Origin of the sequence: Ideonella azotifigens (assembly GCF_021043325.1) — a bacterium.
Taxonomy (GTDB): Bacteria; Pseudomonadota; Gammaproteobacteria; order Burkholderiales; family Burkholderiaceae_C; genus Ideonella; species Ideonella azotifigens.
The window spans coordinates 1,009,563-1,027,041 of record NZ_JAJNKD010000001.1; the positions used below are offsets into that span (position 1 = coordinate 1,009,563).

The window sequence follows — 17,479 nt, forward strand, 5'->3', positions numbered from 1 at the left end:
GTAGCTCAGAGCAGTGGCATGTCACCGGTGCGCCGCGGGCAGGTGATCAGCACCTCGCCGCTGCGCTCGGAGATCAGCTTCAGCTGCACGAAGCTGTTGATGTGGGCGTACAGGCCGAGAAAGCGGTCCAGCACCTGAGAAAACAGCGTCAGCCCGCTGCCGACGAAGTGCTGCTCGTTGACCGTCAGCCGGACCTCGGTGCCACGCACGAAGCTGGCGAACGGGTTGCCCGGCAGGCAGGCCTGCGCGGCGCGGTATTCCACGCGGATCAGCCCTTCGAGCATGCGCTCGTTGTTGGCGCTGCGCGGCAGGTCGTAGAGGCGCAGCATTTCCTTCAGCGCGTCCAGCCCGCCCGCGGTCAGCGAGAGGTGGTTCAGCGACAGGTGCGAGATCAGCCGCCACAGCGCGCCGCGGTCGGCCTCGAAGCGCTGGCTGGCGCTGGGTTTGCGCAGCAGCTTGATCTCGCGCCAGCTGCCGCCGCCTTCGGCGAACAGGTCACCGCCGGGGCTGCCAATGCTCATCAGGCTGGGAAGGTCGCGGTTGGTGGCGCGCACGTCCAGCGACAGCGTGTCGGCCTGCGGCTGGCTGGGATTGAAGTGCAGGTCGACCAGGCCGATCTCGGTTTCGAAGCCCGGGCTCTGGCCGGCGTCCAGCGGGTGGCGCTGCGTGTACCAGTAGCGGCCCATGGCCTCGCCCTCGCGCAGCAGGTCGTCGTGCTGCAGCGAGTAGAAAGGCTTGAAGACCTGGATCGCTTCGCCTTCGGCCGTCTGCTGCACACGGTAGACCCGGTCCACCGCATAGACCTCGTGGCCGAAGGCGCGCCGGCCGTCGGGCAGCACCGGGTAGGTGGCCTGGCTCTGGGTGATGCGAATCGGGTCGGCCCGGGTGCTGAACAGGTTGATGACCGGCGCGCAGCCGAGCACGGTGTTGCGCGCGCTGGTCAGCTCCAGCATGCGCGACTCATGGCTGTCAGGCCGCAGGCCGCCCAGCGCGAAGTGCAGCGTGAGGCTGCGGCCGGCCTGCTGCAGCACGCCGGCAGGCAGCGGCACGTCGACGAAGTTGAACTTCTCCGGGAACGCAAAGTATTCGGTCAGCAGGCGGTAGGCCGGATGCGAGCGGGCGTCGAAGTCGATCAGCGCCTCGGCGTCGTCGAAGCCTGCGCCTTGCGGCAGCACGCCGCGGGCGGCCTGCCACGGGCCCAGGGCCTGGGTCTGGAACAGCGTGGCCAGCACCTTGCCGGTCATGGCTTCGCGCAGCGCGGTGACCAGCGAAGGATCACCGTCGATGAAGAAGCGCAGGCTGTCGATGCCCAGCCCGGCGAAGCTGGCCTGCGGCGACAGCAGCTCCAGCTGGATGGACAGCATCGCGGTGGTCTGCGGTGGCACGATGGTGCCGTCCGGCACCATCACCGCGCCCTGGAAACGCGCCGCGCTGACACGCAGCGGCAGCAGCTGCACTTCGGTGCTGGTTTGGAAGCGGCAGGTCACGCCGCGCAGCGGCCGGGTGTGCAGCGGCGTGCCACGCGGCAGCACCTGGGCCTTGCTCATCTGGGCCGCGGCGCCACCCAGGTCGAAGCTGGCAATCGCGCAGGACGGGAAGGGCCGCAGGTAGTGCGGGTAAAGCAGGCCGAGGAAGGACTCGGTGAACAGCGGGAAGTCGTCGTCCAGCCGCTTGTGGATGCGCGAGCTGAGCAGCGCAAACGACTGGATCATGCGCTCGACGTGCGGATCCTGCAGCACCTCGCCGCTGACCGAAAGCCGGCCGGCGATGCGCGGATAACGGCGCGCGAAGTCGTCCGCCTGGGTGCGCAGGAAGGCGAGTTCGCGTTCGTAGTGGGGCAGCAGGTCCTGCATGGGCGAACTCGGTGATCAGTGCGCGGCGCGCGGGTCGCTGCGGGCCACGGCGTAGCGGTTGGATCCGGGCTGCAGCATGGCGTCGAACGCGACCGGCTCTGCCGTCGGGCTCAGCTGCAGCTTGGCGCGGATCGAGAAGCACAGGCCGGCGCCGACCTTGGCCGTTTCGCGCACCTGCACCTCCACCTGCGTCAGGCGCGGCTCATGGGCGGCCAGCGAGCGCCGGATGGATTCGGTGATGCGCAGCCGGTCCCGGTCGCTGGCGACGTTCAGCGAGGTGATGTCGATCAGGCCGTAGGTCAGCAGCGAGCGCGTGAGCTGCGGGAAGGCCTGCAGGTCTTCGGGCGCGATGCCGGGGCGGGCGTTGAGCAGGGTCTCGATGTCACGGGCGACGGATTCCTTGATCTGCTCGATCGACCAGCGCGGGCTGGTGGCGCGTTGCTGGCCGTCGGCGTCTGCGCCGAGCAGCTTGTCCAGCAGCGAGGGACTGAAAAAATCCATGGGGCGACAACCAGCCTGGAACTGCGGCCTCGTGCGGCACGGCCCGGGCAGGCCGCACGGCACGCGGCCGGCTTGAATGCAAAAGAGCGGCACATGGCCGCCCTGGGTCCGCCGGGAGGCGCGGCGGACCATACCGGCCCGCTGGCTTCCCGGAAGCCGGTCCAAGGACCGGAGGATCAGACCGCGATATTCTTGCGCAGGTCCCAGCCCGCCATGCCGGTCGACGTGGTCGAGCCGTCCGGACGGTGCTGCTTGTATTCCCAGGTGATCTTGCCGTACTTCAGGCCGAAGGTTTCGACCGGCAGTTCGCCTTCTTCGATCACGGTGGCGACCGACGACACGACGACGTCTTCCAGCACGATCTTGTAGTAATCGACGCGGGATTGCGAGGTCGAGGTCGCGCTCTTGCCGCCGTAGGCGCGGTAGAAAGTGACGGTGACCTTGGGATACACGGTGCCGGCGGAAGCGGCACGGTTCAGCTTGGACGTTGCCTTGTCGATGTCCTTGGTGAACAGCATTTCGCCGTGTTCGGTGCGCTCGGCCGTGTGGCCGCCGGCCGACGAAGCGCTCGACGACTTCGGCTGGCGCACGAAGTGTTGGAAGGTCGAGACTTCGATTTCCTGGGCGTGCTTGGTGTCGGTGCTATCGCCTTGCAGCTCGCTCGCGCCTTCGAACTTGACGTAAATGTCTTTCATGGTTTTTCTTGCTCCTGTTAGATGACAGCGTTAGTGATGATTAGCCCTTCTGGGACTGCGGCAGCTCGGCGACGAGACGAAGGGACACGGAGAGCTCGTCAAGCTGGAAGTGGGGTCGGATGAAAGACACCGCCCGGTAGGTGCCCGGGCGGCCCGGCACTTCCGAGACCTGCACCTTGGCCTCGCGCAGCGGGTAGGTGGCCTTGGTTTCCTGCGTGGCGTTGTCGTCCTCGACCACGTACTGGCGAATCCAGCGGTTCAGGAATTCCTCGATGTGCGGACCGGAGGCAAAGCTGCCGATCTTGTCGCGCATCATGGCCTTCAGGTAGTGGGCGATGCGGCACACGCTGAACATGTATTGCAGCTGTGCCGACAGCACCGCGTTGGCATTGGCCGAGTCGCTGTCGTACTTCTTGGCGCGCTGCGTCGACTGGGTGCCGAAGAAGGCCGCGTAGTCGGTGTTCTTGCAGTGCACCAGCGGCATGAAGCCGAGGTCGCTCAGCTCCTTTTCGCGCCGGTCGGTGATGGCGATTTCGGTCGGGCACTTCAGCGCCACTTCGCCTTCATCGGTCTTGAAAGTGTGGGTCGGCAGGTCCTCGACCAGGCCGCCACCTTCCACGCCGCGGATGGCCGCACACCAGCCGTAGTTCTCGAAGGCCGAGGTCAGGCGCGCGCCCATCGCATAGGCGGCGTTGACCCACAGGTACTTGGCGTGGTCGGTGCCGTCCACTTCCTCGACGAAGTTGAAGCCTTCGGTGGCCGTGCCGTCCTTCGGGTTGAAGGGCAGGCGGCCGAGGAAGCGCGGTACCGTGAGGCCAACGTAGCGCGAATCCTCGGATTCGCGGAACGAGCGCCACTTGGCGTAGTCCACGGTGTCGAAGACCTTGGACAGGTCGCGCGGCTTGCCCAGGTCCGTGAATGTCTCCAGGCCGAACAGCTCGGGCGACGCAGCGCTGATGAACGGCGCATGCGCCGCAGCGGCCACGTGCGCCATCTGCTCGACGAGGTACATGTCCTCGGGCTGGCGGGAGATGTCGAAGTCGCCGATCAAGGCGCCGAACGGGGCGCCGCCGAAGGTGCCGAACTCTTCTTCGTAGACCTTCTTGAACAGCGCGCTCTGGTCGAAGTCGATCGCGGTCTTGAAGTCCTTGACCAGCTCTTTCTTGGTCGCGTTCAGCACCTGGATCTTCATGCCGGCGCCGGTCGAGGTGTGCTGGCAGAGGTACTGCAGGCCGGTCCAGCTGGACTCCAGCTTCTGGAACTCGGCGTGGTGCATGACCTCGCTGAGCTGCGCGGAGATCAGCGCGTCCAGTTCGGCCACTCGGGCATCCAGCGTCACGCTCAGGTTGTCCGACACCACCACGGTGCCGGCCATCACTTCGCGCACGAGTTCGGCAATGATGTCCTTGGCGCGGGTGTGCTCGGTCTCGGAGCGGGCAACCTTGCTGTGGGCGACGATTTCGTCGAGCAGGCTGGGCTCGGCCAGGGTGGTGCCGCCCGACGTTGCGGTGAGGGTCTGCGTCATGCGGGCATCACTCCTGAACGGGGGTGGATTCGGTACCGAGCTGCTTGAGCTTCTCGGTGTTCGACAGCACGTCGGTGAGCAAGTCGTCCAGCTTCTCGTTGCCGGCCAGCTTGTTGCGCAGGTCCGAGAGTTTGGTGCGTGCTTCCAGCAGCTTGCGCAGGGGCTCGACCTGTTGCACCACGGCCTCGGGCCGGAAGTCTTCCATCGCCTTGAACTCGAGGTTCACGCCGAACTCGCCGCCGTCGGCCGTCAGCGTGTTCTTGACGCGGTACGAGGTCTTGGGCGCCATGCCGGCCATCACGTCGTCGAAGTTGTCGAGGTCGACATTGATGAACTTGCGGTCCTTCAGCTTGGGCAGCGGCTTGTCCGGATCGGCCTGGCCGGAGAACTCGCCGAGCACGCCCACCACGAAAGGCAGCTCCTTCTGCTCGATGGCTTCACCAACCTGCACGTCGTAGGTCAGTTGCACGCGGGGCGGGCGGACTTTTTCAAGTCGCTTCTGAACGCTGTCTTTCTTGGCCATGGCGGATTCCTTCTGCGGCGCGTTGGAGGCGGGTGACGACGGGGCGCGAGCTCACTTGAGCTTGTCGAGCGGATTGGCGCTGGGCTTGGCAGCCGGCGCTGGCGGCGGGCTGGCCGGCGCGGCGGTTGCGGCCGCGGCTGCAGCAGGTGCTGCCGCGCCACCGGCGGCGGGCGGCGTGCTGGCCTTGCGCACCGGCGGACGCGGCTTGACGGGTGCGGCCGCGGCCTTTTGCGCGGCGTCGTCCGGCGACACGATGGGCAGCAACGCGGTTTCGCCCAGCGCTTCGCGCAGCGAACGGGTCACGGCCAGGGCTTCTTCGCGCGAGCCCACCGGGTAGGCGGCGTCCTTGCGCAGGGCCTTCAGCGAGCTGGCAGTCAGGCGCAGGCCGCTGACGGCCAGGATGCTGTTGGCGGTGGCGTCTTGCGGGTCGCGCTGCAGCACTTCCTGGCCGGCCAGCACGGCGTTGCCGTAGTCGGCGGCGGCGAAATAGTCTTCCGACAGCTTCAGCCACGGTTGCTTGGCGGTCGGGTAGGCCTTGGCGGCGCTGCGGTAGGCGTCGCGCGCCTTTTCGCGCTGGCCGGCTTGCTGGGCCTGGTCGGCCTGGCTCATCAGGTCTTCCATCGACGGCACTGGCGGCGGCGCTTCAGGTCCCTTGGTGGGCGGCGCGGCACAGGCGGCGAGGGCCAGCGCAGCCGAGATGGCGGCCCAGCGACCGCCACGGATCAAAGCCTGGGACAGCGCTGTGAGGGGCGTGCGAAGTGCGGGACCTGGGAAACCTTCAGAGGCGGAGAGCGCGGGGCCGCGGCGCGTCGACAACATGTCTTGTTACTTCCTTGTTATATGAAACTTTGTTTTCCGAGAGTGCTGTTTGCGAATCTCAGGCAGGGCACTTTATATGGCCGGATGGCGGCCGGCAAACCCTCCTTTAGGGGAGTCGATCTGGCTGCTCTTCGCCGGATTGCCCGATAGACTGTCGCGCCAGCCGAGCTTGTCTGGTGGGGGCTTCTGTCAAATTGCAGCAAAATGAAACATATTCGGAGTGCCGTCTTTCCGATCTCCCGCACCATCAAGGGTCGGGCCCGCAGCAGCCAGGAATGGGCGTTTTCCTCTCGGCAACAGTGCGCTTTGGCGGTGCTTTCGTTGGCGCTTCTGCAGGGCGGCTGTGGCACCACCAGCACAGGTGGTGCGCTTGACACCGCGTTACAAACCGTGGGCCTGCAACGGCCGCAACTGCAGGTACCCGATAACCTGTCGATTCCTCCGTCCGCGCAAAACCCTAAGTCGAGCAAGGTTGCATTGAGATTGCATGCGGCGCAGGTGATGAATATCGACGCTGCCGGGAATTCGTTGCCGGTGGTTACTAGAATTTACAAACTGAGAGACAAGTCTGCATTCATGCAAGTGCCGGACTCGGCTTTCCAGGACATTAAATCGGCGCGCACTTCAGAGTTGACCAGCGATGTGGTCGAGGTCAAGGAAGTGGCGCTCACGCCAGGCCAGCGCTACGAGGTGACGGAGGCCGTTCCCGCCGAGGCGGGCTACATCGGCGTGGTGGCGCTGTTCCGTGCGCCAGCCGCAGGCCGCTGGCGTTTTGTGTTCGATACGCGGGCCGCCGCGGCCACCGGGCTGACGCTTGGCGTGCATGGCTGCGCGCTCAGCGTGGCCACCGGGCAGGCGCTGGACGTGGCCCTGGAGCTGACCCGGCTGGCTGGCGTGCAATGCCCCGCGAGCTGATGCCGAACCTGCTGGCGGCTGCCTGGATTCGCTTCCCGTTTCTCCCTGCACAGGAATCATTCCCTTGATCCGCTCTTCCAAAGTTCTCTGGGGCGAAGGCCTGTTCCTGCGGCCGCAGCATTTCCAGCGCCAGGATGCTTACCACGAGTGGCGGCTGGCCGAGACGGCGCAGTCACTGCATCCGTACAGCTGGGGTGTGCGCCGGCTGAAGCTGGACACCGACGCACTGGCCAGTGGCGTGCTGCGCGTGGCTGAGTTGCAGGTGGTCTTCCCCGATGGCGACCTGTGCACTGCGCCGGCCGACGACGAATTGCCTGAGCCGGTGTCCCTGGTGGGCTGGCCGTCCGGCCTGTCGGAATGCGTCTATCACCTGGCGCTGGCGCCCATGCGCAGCACCGGCACCAATTTCACACCCGAGGAAGATGGCGGGCGGGCAGGGGTGCGCTACGTGCAGCGCAATGACGCTGCGCCGGACTGGTTCACCGGTGCCGTGGATGCCGACGTTGCCACGCTGCGCCGCCGGGTGCGCCTGCTGGCCGATGGCGATGCGCGCGACCACCTGACCTCGCTGCCGCTGGTGCGTGTGCGCAGGCTCGCCACCGGTGCCTTCGAGGTCGACACAGGCTTCGTGCCGCCCACCATGTCGCTGGCGGCTTCGCCGGTGCTGCAAGGCGTGCTGCGCCGCGTGCTGGACGTGCTGCAGGCCAAGGTCGAGGCGCTGTACGGCACGCACCGCGAACCGTCCAAGCACGTGATCGAGTTCCGCTCGGGCGACATCGCGTCGTTCTGGCTGCTGCACACCTGCAGTGCCGCGTTTGCCGGGCTGTCGCACCTGCACCATCACCCGCAGCTGCACCCCGAACGCCTGTTCGAGCGCCTGCTGGAACTGGCCGGCGCGCTGATGACCTTCTCGCGCTCGTTCACGCTGGCTGATCTGCCGGTCTACCGCCACGAGGCGCCCGGCCAGGCCTTCGAGCGGCTGGACCACATGCTGCGCGAGCTGCTGGAAACGGTGATCTCCACGCGCTATTTCGCCATCGCGCTGAGCGAGCAGAAACCATCGTATTTCCAGGGCCGGCTGGACTCGCAGAAGATCGAGGCCAACACCCGCCTGTACCTTGGCGTGCAGGCCTCGATGCCGCCCGCCGAGATCGTCGAAGTCATCCCGCAGCGCCTCAAGGTGGGCGCGCCGGACGACGTCGAAAAGGTGGTGCTGATGGCCACCGCCGGCGTGCGCCTGACCCACTTGCCGCAGGTGCCGGTGGCCATTCCCGTGCGGCCTGGCAACTACTACTTCGCGCTGGAGCCTCGCAGCCCCTTGTACGAACGCATGCTGCAGAGCCGCAGCATCACCATCTATGCGCCCAGCGGCCTGCCGGAGCTGCAGATGGAGCTGTTTGCGCTCAATGGCGAAGGCTGAAGCCTTGCTGGTGGACGGGTCCGCCTGACATTCAAGAAGATTTCCAGGGAAGCAGAATTCGATGAGCACCGCACCTTCACTCTTTGGCGCTGGCCAGGCGCCCCTGACCCAGTCCCGCAGCGCAGTGCAGGCGCCCGGCGCCGAACCGCGTGGCCTGATGGACCTGCTGTATCCCGGCTTCTACATGGTCTTCCTGCTGCGCAACGGCCATGCGCCGGCGGACGCCGAGGTCTTCCGAGAACGGGTGCTGAGCCTGCTCAAGCAGGTGGACCGCGGGGCGAAGAAGCTCGGGCTGGAAGCAGCCGATGTCTACCGTGCCAAGTTCGCCTTTTGCGGCTTGCTGGACGAGATCGTGCTGACCTCGAAGCTGAAGATCCGCGAGGCCTGGGTCGTCAAGCCGCTGCAGCTGGAGCTGTTTGGCGAGCACATGGCAGGCGAGCGATTTTTTGAGCGGCTCGAGAAGCTGCGCGGCGAGGGGGCCGTGCGGGTGCAGGTGCTGGAGGTCTACCACATGTGCCTGCTGCTGGGCTTCCAGGGGCGCTATGCCATGGAGGGCAGCGAGAAGCTGGGCTACCTGACCGCACGGCTGGGCGACGAGATCGTGCACATGCAGGGCAGGCGCGCAGCCTTCGCCCCGCATTGGGCGCCGCCGGACCAGATCAGCAACAAGCTGCGCAGCGAAGTGCCGCTGTGGGTCATGGCCAGCGTCTTTGCGGTGATCGGCCTAGTCGCCTTCCTGGGCCTGCGCACCCACCTGCGCAACAGCACTGAAAGCACGCTGGCCCCCTACAGCCAGGTGGTGCAACTCGCGCCCCAGTCGGCCTGGGTCACCATCACCTTGCCTTGAGGCGCTCATGCTGGAAGGATTGACGAGCCTTGCCACAGGCATTGAAGACACCCTGGATGCTGGCCTCGAGGCGCTGAAGAGCCGGCTGGACTTCACCGCCTGGCTGGAAGAGGGCGAGCGGCTGCTGAAGCTGCAGACCGCGCTCCCGGCCCTGTCCCTGGTGGCCGAACGCGCGGTGATGCGAGAGGCGGTAAGCCAGCCCTTCGAGCTGGTGGTGGACTGCCTTTCCACCTCGGCCTACTTCGAACTCAAAAGCCTGATCGGCGAGCAGATGACGCTCAGCGTCAAGCAGGCAGACGGCAGCTACCTGCCCTGGCACGGCTATGTCGCCGAAGCCGCCCAGCTCGGCTCGGACGGCGGCCTGGCCCGCTACCGCCTGGTCATGCACCCCTGGCTCAGCGTGCTGGCCCTGCGCCTGGACAGCCACGTCTACCAGGACCAGACCGCACTGCAGATCGCCGAAGACATCTTTGCCGACTACCCCGCCGCCAACTGGCGCCTGGCGCTGGCCGAACCCGAGGCCTTGCGCACCCGCTCGCTGTGCATCCAGTACCGCGAGAGCGACCTGGCGTTCGTCACCCGCCTGCTGGCCCAGGAAGGCCTGAGCTGGCACATCGAGCACCTGTCGGGCGACGCCGCCGCGCAGGCCGACGACGCCGGCTGCGCCCGCCACCGCCTGGTCATCACCGACGCCGGCAGCCCGCGCGACGCGCTGGGCGACATCCGCTTTGCCGCCCTCCACCCCACGGCGGTGCAGGCCGGCCTCGAAGACCCCGTCACCCACTTCCTGGCCCAGCGCCAGCTCACTGCCAACGCCGTCACGCTGGGCAGCTGGAACCACAAGCAGCTCGCCGGCAGCAGCGCCAGCCAGCCCAGCCAGCTGGACCTGGGCGACGTGCCCACGCTCGAGGTCTACAGCGGCAGCGGTGCCTACCGCTACCAGGATGGCGACGCCGCCGAGCGGGCCGCCCGCCTGGCCCTGGGTGCCCTGGAAAGCCTGGCCAAACGCTTCGAAGGCCGCAGCGGTGCCCGCCAGCTGCGCGCCGGTGCCGAGTTCAGCCTGATCGACCACCCGCTGTACGGCGCCAACACCAGCAGCGACAGCTACGCAGGTGCCGCCAGCGCCAGCCACCCGCGGCCTGACAACGCCTTCACCGTGCTCGCTGTCGAGCACCACATCGCCAACAATCTCGGCAGCCAGGCCGCCGAACTGCTGGGCACCACCGGGATTGCCCGCGGCAGCTACCGCAACCACTTCCACGCCACCCCCGCCGCCGCCCCGGTGCTGCCGCGCTGGCGCCCGGCCCGCAGCGCCCCCACGCTGCTCACTGCACGCGTTGTCGGCCTCGAAGGCGAAGCCATCACCACCGAGCGCAACCACCGCGTCAAGGTCCAGTTCCACTTCCAGCGTGGCCAGCGGCCCAATGCCGGCGGCCTGCCGCACGCCTACAGCGCCGACAGCGAAGGCAACGCCCCCGGCAACGAACAAAGCGGCACCTGGGTGCGCGTGGCCACGCCGGCGGCCGGCGCCAACTGGGGCAGCGTCTTCACCCCGCGCATCGGCGCGGAAGTGGCGGTGCAGTTCATCGAAGGCGACATCGACCGGCCTCTGGTCACCGGCGGCGTGTACAACGGCCCCCAGACCCCGCCGTTCTCGGCCGGCGAAGACGCTGGCGTGAACCATCCCGGCGTGCTCGCCGGCTGGCACAGCCGCGGGCTGGACGGCAGCGGCCACAACCAGTGGGTGGTCGACGACGCACCCGGGCAACTACGCACCCGGCTGTCCACCAGCTACGCCGCAAGCGAGATCGGCCTGGGCCACCTGATCAGCCACGGCACCAGCAGCGCCCAGCGCGGCGCCTGGCGCGGCAGCGGCTTCGAGGCCGGCACGCAAGGCTGGGCCAACCTGCGCGCCGGCCAGGGCCTGCTGCTGAGCACCACCGCCCGTGCCGGCACCTACGGCAGCGCGCAAGGCAGCCAGATGGACAGCCAGGAGGCCATCGCCCAGCTCAAGGCCGCGCAGGACCTGGGCCAGCGCCTGGGGCAGGCGGCGCAGGCCATCGGCGCGCAAGGCCTGCAGGGCCATGACGAAGGCCAGGACCTGGCCAAGCTGATCCAGGCACTGGACCCGGGCCAGGACGGCAAGCATCCCGACAGCGTCAACGGCCAGAGCGCCAAGGTGCCCACCGATGGCAGGGCACAAGACGGCGAGCCCGTGCCCGCGTTCGCTCAGCCGGCCGTCGTGCTCGACACCCCCAGCGCCCACCTGCAGGCCACGCCGGCCAGCATCACCCACTTCGCCGGCCAGCGCCTGGGCACGGTCACGCAAGGCGACCTGCAGGCCACGGCGGCCCACACCTGGGCCCAGGCCAGCGGCCAGACCGGCAGCGTCTACGCCCACCAGGGCGGCCTGCAGATCAAGGCCGCCAACGGCCCGGTGTCCTTGAGGGCCCACACCGACGAGTTGAAACTGCTGGCCGACCAGAGCGTCACCATCGTCAGCGTCAACGACGAAATCCGCATCAGCGCCAACAGCAAGATCGAACTGATTGCCGGGCAAAGCGGCATCACGCTCGAAGGTGGGGACATCACGTTCACCACGCCGGGGGCGTTCACGGTGAAGAGTGCGACGCATGGGTTCTTGGGCGGGGGGAGCCAGAAGCCAGCGTTGGCGGGACTTCCTTCAGAGCCTTGGCAGAAGCCGGGGCCGGAAGACCTAGAGTTTCGGTACTACACCGAGCTCGGCGAGGGCATTGCGGGCGTGGCCTACAAGGCCACGCTCAGCGACGGCTCTGTTCGCAGTGGTGCGCTGGACAGCGATGGTTACGCGCGCATTGGCGGCGTGCCTATCGGCACCTTGGCGAAGGTGGAATACGAGGCCGACAGCCGAGCGCCTGCCTCGCATGTGCAGGCCGAGGCCCATTCGGATTGGCAGGAATTCCTGGACCTGGCGCTGGAGCCGCTGACGACCAGAGCGCCCAACGACTCTACTGGCCAAGGCACGGCATGAGCGGCAGCAATCAACAACAAGCTTCGTCTGGGCTGATCGACGACGCCTGGAGCAGTGTGGTTGGCGGATTCGACTGGCTCAAGTCGGTCCTGCTCGGCGAGTTTTCGGACCATCGGTCGCTGTCGGCGATGGTCGCGGACATGCTGGTGAGCTTTGTTCCCGGCGTAGTGATCGTCACCAGCGCGCGGGATGCCGTGGCCGTGGTGCTACGCCTCGCACAGCACCCCGAGAAGCGCGAGGAGGTGATGGAGTGGGTGATGCTTTCGGCCTGCCTCATTACGCTGGCGCTTCCGCTGGTGATGGCGGCCAGTGGTGCTGTGGCCGCAGGCGTCGGTGCGGTCGTCACTGGCATTGCGGGCTCGGAACTGGGCGCTGCCTTGCGGGCAGTCATGCTGTTGCTGATCAAGGAGGCGGCCAAGCTGGAGGAGTTGATCCAGTTCCTGCGCAAGTTCATGAGCGGCGACATCTTCAAGTTCCTGCGCGCGGTGAAGTTCGCGCAGTACGAGGAAGCACTGGTCAAGGCGCTGGCAAAGATCATGGGCAAGCTGCTGGCCATCGTGCAGAACATGCGTGCGGTGCTAATGAAGCTGCCGGCGTTTGAGTACGTCACGCAGGCCATTGCCAAGCTTTCGGCCTGGGAGCAGAAGTTCTATGGAGTGCAGCAATCCGCCATCCAGCAACTGCCCAAGGCTTTGACGGAATTGCAAGTCCGCCTGGACCGTGCGCTGGCTCAGACCTTGCCCAAGGAGGCACACACCGCCGCCAGCGGCGTGAAGGCCGAGAAGCCGACCCTGGTCAAGCCCGAGCCGCAGCGCGTGGCCGATGTGCCGGGTCGCCCTCTGCGAAATGAGACTCCTCAATCCAAGCCCGCCGCTGCGCCAGCTCTTAGGCCAAAGCCGAAACCCAAGCCGGCCGCGGCAGACGCCCAGCCTCCCGTAACAAAGGCGCCAGATCCTGCCGCTCCGAAGGCGGCCGATGCCGATGCTGCTGCGCTGAAGGACAGACCAGATCGGCCCAATGGCGCCAACGACAAACCCAACGACAAGAAGCAGGCCACGCTGGACGCCGTGGCCATCGCCGATCGCGAACGGGTCACACAACTGTCGAAAGAAGCCAAGGAGGCCGAGGAAAGCGGTGATGCGGCACTGGCTGCCGCGAAGAAGGAGGAGGCCCGCGCCGTCCTGCGGCCCTACCTGCCCAAGAACCCGGGTGACTCCTGGGATGAAGTGATCAAGCGCCTGGACGTGTCCTCGCCAAAGGACGGGGCCGTGTTCTGGTCAGGAGATGCCAAGGCGGCCCAGGCCTATGCCGAGAGCATCCATGGCGTGACGCTAGAGACCACATCCGGCGGCCGCATAATCGACGGCTGGGACGAGGTCAACAAGGGCTACCCATGGAATGCCGATTCCGGCAAGGCTGGGCCTTATGCCAGTGATCTCTGGAAGGGCGTCTCCGCCAAGTACGCGGAAGGCGCCACCGGCGATGTGAATCTGGTGCAGACACCATGGAAACTGTGGGACCCAGGCACGATCTGGCAGAACCAGGAGAAGCCCATGCTGCTGCACTTGCAGGAGATGGGCCAGATCGACGACATCGGCATCCACGTCTTGAACAGTCAATCGCAGGCGATACCGCTTTCGCCGGGCTACATCGATGACCTCCTGAAATTCGACCCCAGACCACCCCCCATACCATGAGCGCGTCCTACCAACGCTTTCTAGACTTTTTCGAACTGGTCGGCACCGCCAGGCTTGACGGACTCGACCCGTCCTACTTCGAGCCGATGACGGCCGACGATCGTGCGCGCGCCTATGAGTTCCTGATGGCCCGTGTCCAGAAGGGCGGCACTGACGAGAGCGTCAAAGGATTGTTCCTCGCGGACGAGCGGCGTGCCGTGGTAGATGCTGGCGAGTTGCTGGAGGCCGGTCTTCTGCGCCCCGATGCAGAACTGCTCGCCGCGTGGCACATCTACCGGGTGACGAAAGACGTCACCAAGGTGGCCTACTTCCCTAAGCATATGACCGACGCGAAAGCCGAGCTGCGCGGCAACGCTGCCTACTGGGCACCAGCCTCGGCGCCGACGCATTCACTGGTCAAGGGCCTGCGGGGCATGGTGCTCACCGAAACCGAACGCCTGCCGCGCATCCATGCGGTCAACAAGCTGCTGGAGGTCCACGGCGTAACCAAGGAGAACACGGACCGCAAGGAGTACTCCCTGTACTACCGCGGCCTGTGGTCGGACGACAGCGCGGTCATCAACGCGACCATCGCGTCGCTCGACAGGAACCGTCCCCTCACCTACCTGGACAACTGAGTCACTGTCCGGGTCGCCGGCCCGCCGGGCGGAGCCCTTACCACCGAGCGCAATCACCGCGTCAAGGTCCAGTTCCACTTCCAGCGTGGCCAGCGGCCCAATGCCGGCGGCCTGCCGCACGCCTACAGCGCCGACAGCGAAGGCAACGCCCCCGGCAACGAACAAAGCGGCACCTGGGTGCGCGTGGCCACGCCGGCGGCCGGCGCCAACTGGGGCAGCGTCTTCACCCCGCGCATCGGCGCGGAAGTGGCGGTGCAGTTCATCGAAGGCGACATCGACCGGCCTCTGGTCACCGGCGGCGTGTACAACGGCCCCCAGACCCCGCCGTTCTCGGCCGGCGAAGACGCTGGCGTGAACCATCCCGGCGTGCTCGCCGGCTGGCACAGCCGCGGGCTGGACGGCAGCGGCCACAACCAGTGGGTGGTCGACGACGCACCCGGGCAACTACGCACCCGGCTGTCCACCAGCTACGCCGCAAGCGAGATCGGCCTGGGCCACCTGATCAGCCACGGCACCAGCAGCGCCCAGCGCGGCGCCTGGCGCGGCAGCGGCTTCGAGGCCGGCACGCAAGGCTGGGCCAACCTGCGCGCCGGCCAGGGCCTGCTGCTGAGCACCACCGCCCGTGCCGGCACCTACGGCAGCGCGCAAGGCAGCCAGATGGACAGCCAGGAGGCCATCGCCCAGCTCAAGGCCGCGCAGGACCTGGGCCAGCGCCTGGGGCAGGCGGCGCAGGCCATCGGCGCGCAAGGCCTGCAGGGCCATGACGAAGGCCAGGACCTGGCCAAGCTGATCCAGGCACTGGACCCGGGCCAGGACGGCAAGCATCCCGACAGCGTCAACGGCCAGAGCGCCAAGGTGCCCACCGATGGCAGGGCACAAGACGGCGAGCCCGTGCCCGCGTTCGCTCAGCCGGCCGTCGTGCTCGACACCCCCAGCGCCCACCTGCAGGCCACGCCGGCCAGCATCACCCACTTCGCCGGCCAGCGCCTGGGCACGGTCACGCAAGGCGACCTGCAGGCCACGGCGGCCCACACCTGGGCCCAGGCCAGCGGCCAGACCGGCAGCGTCTACGCCCACCAGGGCGGCCTGCAGATCAAGGCCGCCAACGGCCCGGTGTCCTTGAGGGCCCACACCGACGAGTTGAAACTGCTGGCCGACCAGAACTTCATCCGCCAGACCAACGGCAAGGTGACGCAGATGGGCCACTCGTGGATCAAGCTTCGCCTGCCCAAAGCGTTGGCGCGTGCGCCAGGAGATCTTGTCATCCTTTGCCGCCGGAAAGAGGGCGCCTACCCGAACTATCTCGCCTCGTGTAATCTCGCCCATGACTTCCCCTTTCCGCTCAGATTGAACTTCCGCAGTGAGTCAATGTGGTACCGATACCGCAACAAGATTGGGGAAGTCTCTTCGTATTCCAACCTGTTGCTGGAGTGAGTATATTAAATCGTATGATCGCTCGATTTCTGTCAGGTTCGGTATTGGCCCTGTGGGGCTGTGCCGCGTTTGGGGTGGATTGGTGTTCTGAGCTATCCCGCTCAAATAAGGAAATACAGTGGGAATGCTCGTCGCCAACGACTGCGCGTTTGACCATCGGGAGCGATCAGGCGGTGGTTCTAGGCCGAAATCGAAGGGGAGGCGTCGAGTTGGCGCTGCACTCTCTGAATGGTACGAAGGCCACTGACATTGTTCGTTTGGGTGTCGGGTCCGGTAGCCTAGACCTTTGTCGCGATGACTCGGTGAAGTTGTCTGTGGTATCTCTCGTTCCTTCAGTGGATCAGTCTTGTTCGGCCGATGATGCCTTGTGTCGCATCGTGCAGACTTATTCCCCGAAGGAGAAGATCATCATTCAAAGAACGGGTCTCGATGCCTTGCGCGTGGATGACGGTGCCTGTGATGCCATTTGGATATACACGTCGCCCGAGAGCGGCTCTTTTCAAACGATGCGGTTGAATTGATGTTCAGTGTGGCCCGCGATGGATGAAAGCATACCTCGAGCGGCCGGAGATGCAATTGAATTGAAAGGCGATATTTCCGCGATCTGATAATATTTCGTGCCCGGCGCCAATACACACTGGATCTCCGGGGTACTGCGTCCTTTGACAAAAGAGAAAGTATGCATTTCCACCACGGTTATTCAACTCGGTCATCGGTTCAGCAGAGTGCCAGACGTTTCCGATGACGGCTCGGTAAACGTTCTATGACTTTGCAGAGGTTTCTGAGGTCGCTGCAGAATACGAGCAGGTTCCAGTATGTCTTGCACACCATGTGAATCCATGACTGTCAGGTCTTGGTCACCCGTCGTCTTGGCCTTCTACTGCGTGGGCGCCGGCGCTGCGGCAGTCGCGAAGGAAGCACCGTTTTCCTTGACGCCGGTCCGAGATGTGGCGGGTGGTGGCTGCGTCGGCGAAACGAGGATTTTTGCTGAGCTTGCGGCGACCAAGGATTTAGAGGGCCGCCGCTGAATCCTGAACCGGCATTGCTGAAAAGCGGCGCCTGGAAATTCAGGAACGGCCGAGTTATTGAGTCGGCCCTGCAAAATCCATTTCAAGCGCAGCGACAGCAGTCATTTGATTCCTTGAGCCGCAGCGGTCACGTTGCAGACGGGGCATCGAAGCCGGAACGCGGGTGACGCAGCAGGCTGGCCATGGCCGCCGCATACAGCGCCAGCGCGGTCAGGGCCAACAGAAGACCGCCGAGGCCCAGTCGGGCTATGGCCCGCAGCAGCCAGCGGATGTTGAAGCCCGCCGCGCACAGCACCGCATGCAGCGCGTCGCCCTGCGCGCCCTTGAGCCAGCACCGGTCCATGCGGTGGTCGGCCTTGGTGTGGCCGATCAGCGGCTCGATGGCCTGGCGCCGCTTCAGCCAGGTTCTCTGCTTTGGACTGAGCGACTTGAACTTGCCTCGGTGGATCACCTCCACCGGCGCCAACTCCTTGTCCACACCGCGGTAGCCCAGGTCCACGATGGCGGTGGTGGGCTTGACCCCGATGTCCTGCAGCAAGTTGGTGGTCTGCTCGATCTGCGCGGCCAGCGTGTGGCCGTCGTACGGGTTGCCGGG

14 protein-coding genes are annotated in these 17,479 nt (G+C 66.2%); 7 read left to right on the forward strand and 7 right to left on the reverse strand.

The window, feature by feature from the left end; genetic code table 11:
* Positions 1-5: 5 nt before the first annotated feature.
* The 6 genes from tssF to LRH25_RS04630 form a co-directional block, all read right to left on the reverse strand.
* A complete protein-coding gene (gene tssF, locus LRH25_RS04605; protein ID WP_141289557.1) occupies positions 6-1,853 on the reverse strand; it encodes a type VI secretion system baseplate subunit TssF in 1,848 nt (615 codons plus the stop codon).
* A 15-nt stretch (positions 1,854-1,868) separates the two neighbouring features.
* Positions 1,869-2,354, reverse strand: a complete 486-nt coding sequence (gene tssE, locus LRH25_RS04610; protein ID WP_170200986.1) for a type VI secretion system baseplate subunit TssE — start codon at positions 2,352-2,354, stop codon at positions 1,869-1,871.
* A 176-nt stretch (positions 2,355-2,530) separates the two neighbouring features.
* Positions 2,531-3,049: an Hcp family type VI secretion system effector gene (locus LRH25_RS04615; RefSeq protein WP_141289555.1), complete on the reverse strand. Its 519-nt coding sequence runs from the start codon at positions 3,047-3,049 to the stop codon at positions 2,531-2,533.
* A gap of 40 nt (positions 3,050-3,089) precedes the next feature.
* Entirely contained in the window at positions 3,090-4,574 is a 1,485-nt protein-coding gene (gene tssC, locus LRH25_RS04620; protein ID WP_141289554.1) for a type VI secretion system contractile sheath large subunit, read from the reverse strand.
* Between the two features lie 7 nt (positions 4,575-4,581).
* On the reverse strand, positions 4,582-5,097 hold the full coding sequence (gene tssB, locus LRH25_RS04625) for a type VI secretion system contractile sheath small subunit (RefSeq protein ID WP_141289553.1): 516 nt from the start codon (positions 5,095-5,097) through the stop codon (positions 4,582-4,584).
* 51 nt (positions 5,098-5,148) lie between these two features.
* On the reverse strand, positions 5,149-5,916 hold the full coding sequence (locus tag LRH25_RS04630) for a tetratricopeptide repeat protein (protein ID WP_231010242.1): 768 nt from the start codon (positions 5,914-5,916) through the stop codon (positions 5,149-5,151).
* Positions 5,917-6,120: 204 nt separating this feature from the next.
* Here LRH25_RS04630 and tssJ point away from each other — a divergent pair, with 204 nt between their 5' ends.
* From tssJ to LRH25_RS04665, 7 genes are all read left to right on the forward strand, one after another.
* Positions 6,121-6,831, forward strand: a complete 711-nt coding sequence (gene tssJ, locus LRH25_RS04635) for a type VI secretion system lipoprotein TssJ (RefSeq protein ID WP_141289878.1) — start codon at positions 6,121-6,123, stop codon at positions 6,829-6,831.
* Between the two features lie 64 nt (positions 6,832-6,895).
* Positions 6,896-8,251 carry a type VI secretion system baseplate subunit TssK gene (gene tssK / locus LRH25_RS04640; protein WP_141289879.1) on the forward strand — a complete coding sequence of 452 codons (1,356 nt, stop codon included), beginning with the start codon at positions 6,896-6,898 and terminating at the stop codon, positions 8,249-8,251.
* Positions 8,252-8,312: 61 nt separating this feature from the next.
* Positions 8,313-9,098, forward strand: a complete 786-nt coding sequence (gene icmH / locus LRH25_RS04645) for a type IVB secretion system protein IcmH/DotU (RefSeq protein WP_141289880.1) — start codon at positions 8,313-8,315, stop codon at positions 9,096-9,098.
* Positions 9,099-9,105: 7 nt separating this feature from the next.
* A complete protein-coding gene (locus LRH25_RS04650) occupies positions 9,106-12,108 on the forward strand; it encodes a type VI secretion system Vgr family protein (RefSeq protein ID WP_231010243.1) in 3,003 nt (1,000 codons plus the stop codon).
* Positions 12,105-13,805, forward strand: a complete 1,701-nt coding sequence (locus tag LRH25_RS04655; RefSeq protein WP_141290392.1) for a hypothetical protein — start codon at positions 12,105-12,107, stop codon at positions 13,803-13,805. Before LRH25_RS04650 ends, LRH25_RS04655 begins: the two co-directional genes overlap by 4 nt.
* Positions 13,802-14,422 (forward strand): hypothetical protein, encoded by a 621-nt coding sequence (locus tag LRH25_RS04660; protein ID WP_141290394.1) that lies wholly within the window; start codon positions 13,802-13,804, stop codon positions 14,420-14,422. Before LRH25_RS04655 ends, LRH25_RS04660 begins: the two co-directional genes overlap by 4 nt.
* 111 nt (positions 14,423-14,533) lie before the next feature.
* Complete coding sequence (locus tag LRH25_RS04665) at positions 14,534-15,856, forward strand: type VI secretion system Vgr family protein (protein WP_259373907.1); 1,323 nt, start codon at positions 14,534-14,536, stop codon at positions 15,854-15,856.
* A 1,155-nt stretch (positions 15,857-17,011) separates the two neighbouring features.
* Here LRH25_RS04665 and LRH25_RS04670 read toward each other — a convergent pair.
* On the reverse strand, positions 17,012-17,479 hold a 468-nt coding region (locus LRH25_RS04670; RefSeq protein ID WP_375142152.1), incomplete at its 5' end, for a transposase.

Excerpts from the sequence above, each read along its gene's own strand:
- tssF (WP_141289557.1), bottom strand. The coding sequence starts at position 1,853 with ATGCAGGACCTGCTGCCCCACTACGAACGCGAACTCGCCTTCCTGCGC.
- tssE (WP_170200986.1), bottom strand. The coding sequence starts at position 2,354 with ATGGATTTTTTCAGTCCCTCGCTGCTGGACAAGCTGCTCGGCGCAGAC.
- LRH25_RS04615 (WP_141289555.1), bottom strand. The coding sequence starts at position 3,049 with ATGAAAGACATTTACGTCAAGTTCGAAGGCGCGAGCGAGCTGCAAGGC.
- tssC (WP_141289554.1), bottom strand. The coding sequence starts at position 4,574 with ATGACGCAGACCCTCACCGCAACGTCGGGCGGCACCACCCTGGCCGAG.
- tssB (WP_141289553.1), bottom strand. The coding sequence starts at position 5,097 with ATGGCCAAGAAAGACAGCGTTCAGAAGCGACTTGAAAAAGTCCGCCCG.
- LRH25_RS04630 (WP_231010242.1), bottom strand. The coding sequence starts at position 5,916 with ATGTTGTCGACGCGCCGCGGCCCCGCGCTCTCCGCCTCTGAAGGTTTC.
- tssJ (WP_141289878.1), top strand. The coding sequence starts at position 6,121 with ATGAAACATATTCGGAGTGCCGTCTTTCCGATCTCCCGCACCATCAAG.
- icmH (WP_141289880.1), top strand. The coding sequence starts at position 8,313 with ATGAGCACCGCACCTTCACTCTTTGGCGCTGGCCAGGCGCCCCTGACC.
- LRH25_RS04650 (WP_231010243.1), top strand. The coding sequence starts at position 9,106 with ATGCTGGAAGGATTGACGAGCCTTGCCACAGGCATTGAAGACACCCTG.
- LRH25_RS04655 (WP_141290392.1), top strand. The coding sequence starts at position 12,105 with ATGAGCGGCAGCAATCAACAACAAGCTTCGTCTGGGCTGATCGACGAC.
- LRH25_RS04660 (WP_141290394.1), top strand. The coding sequence starts at position 13,802 with ATGAGCGCGTCCTACCAACGCTTTCTAGACTTTTTCGAACTGGTCGGC.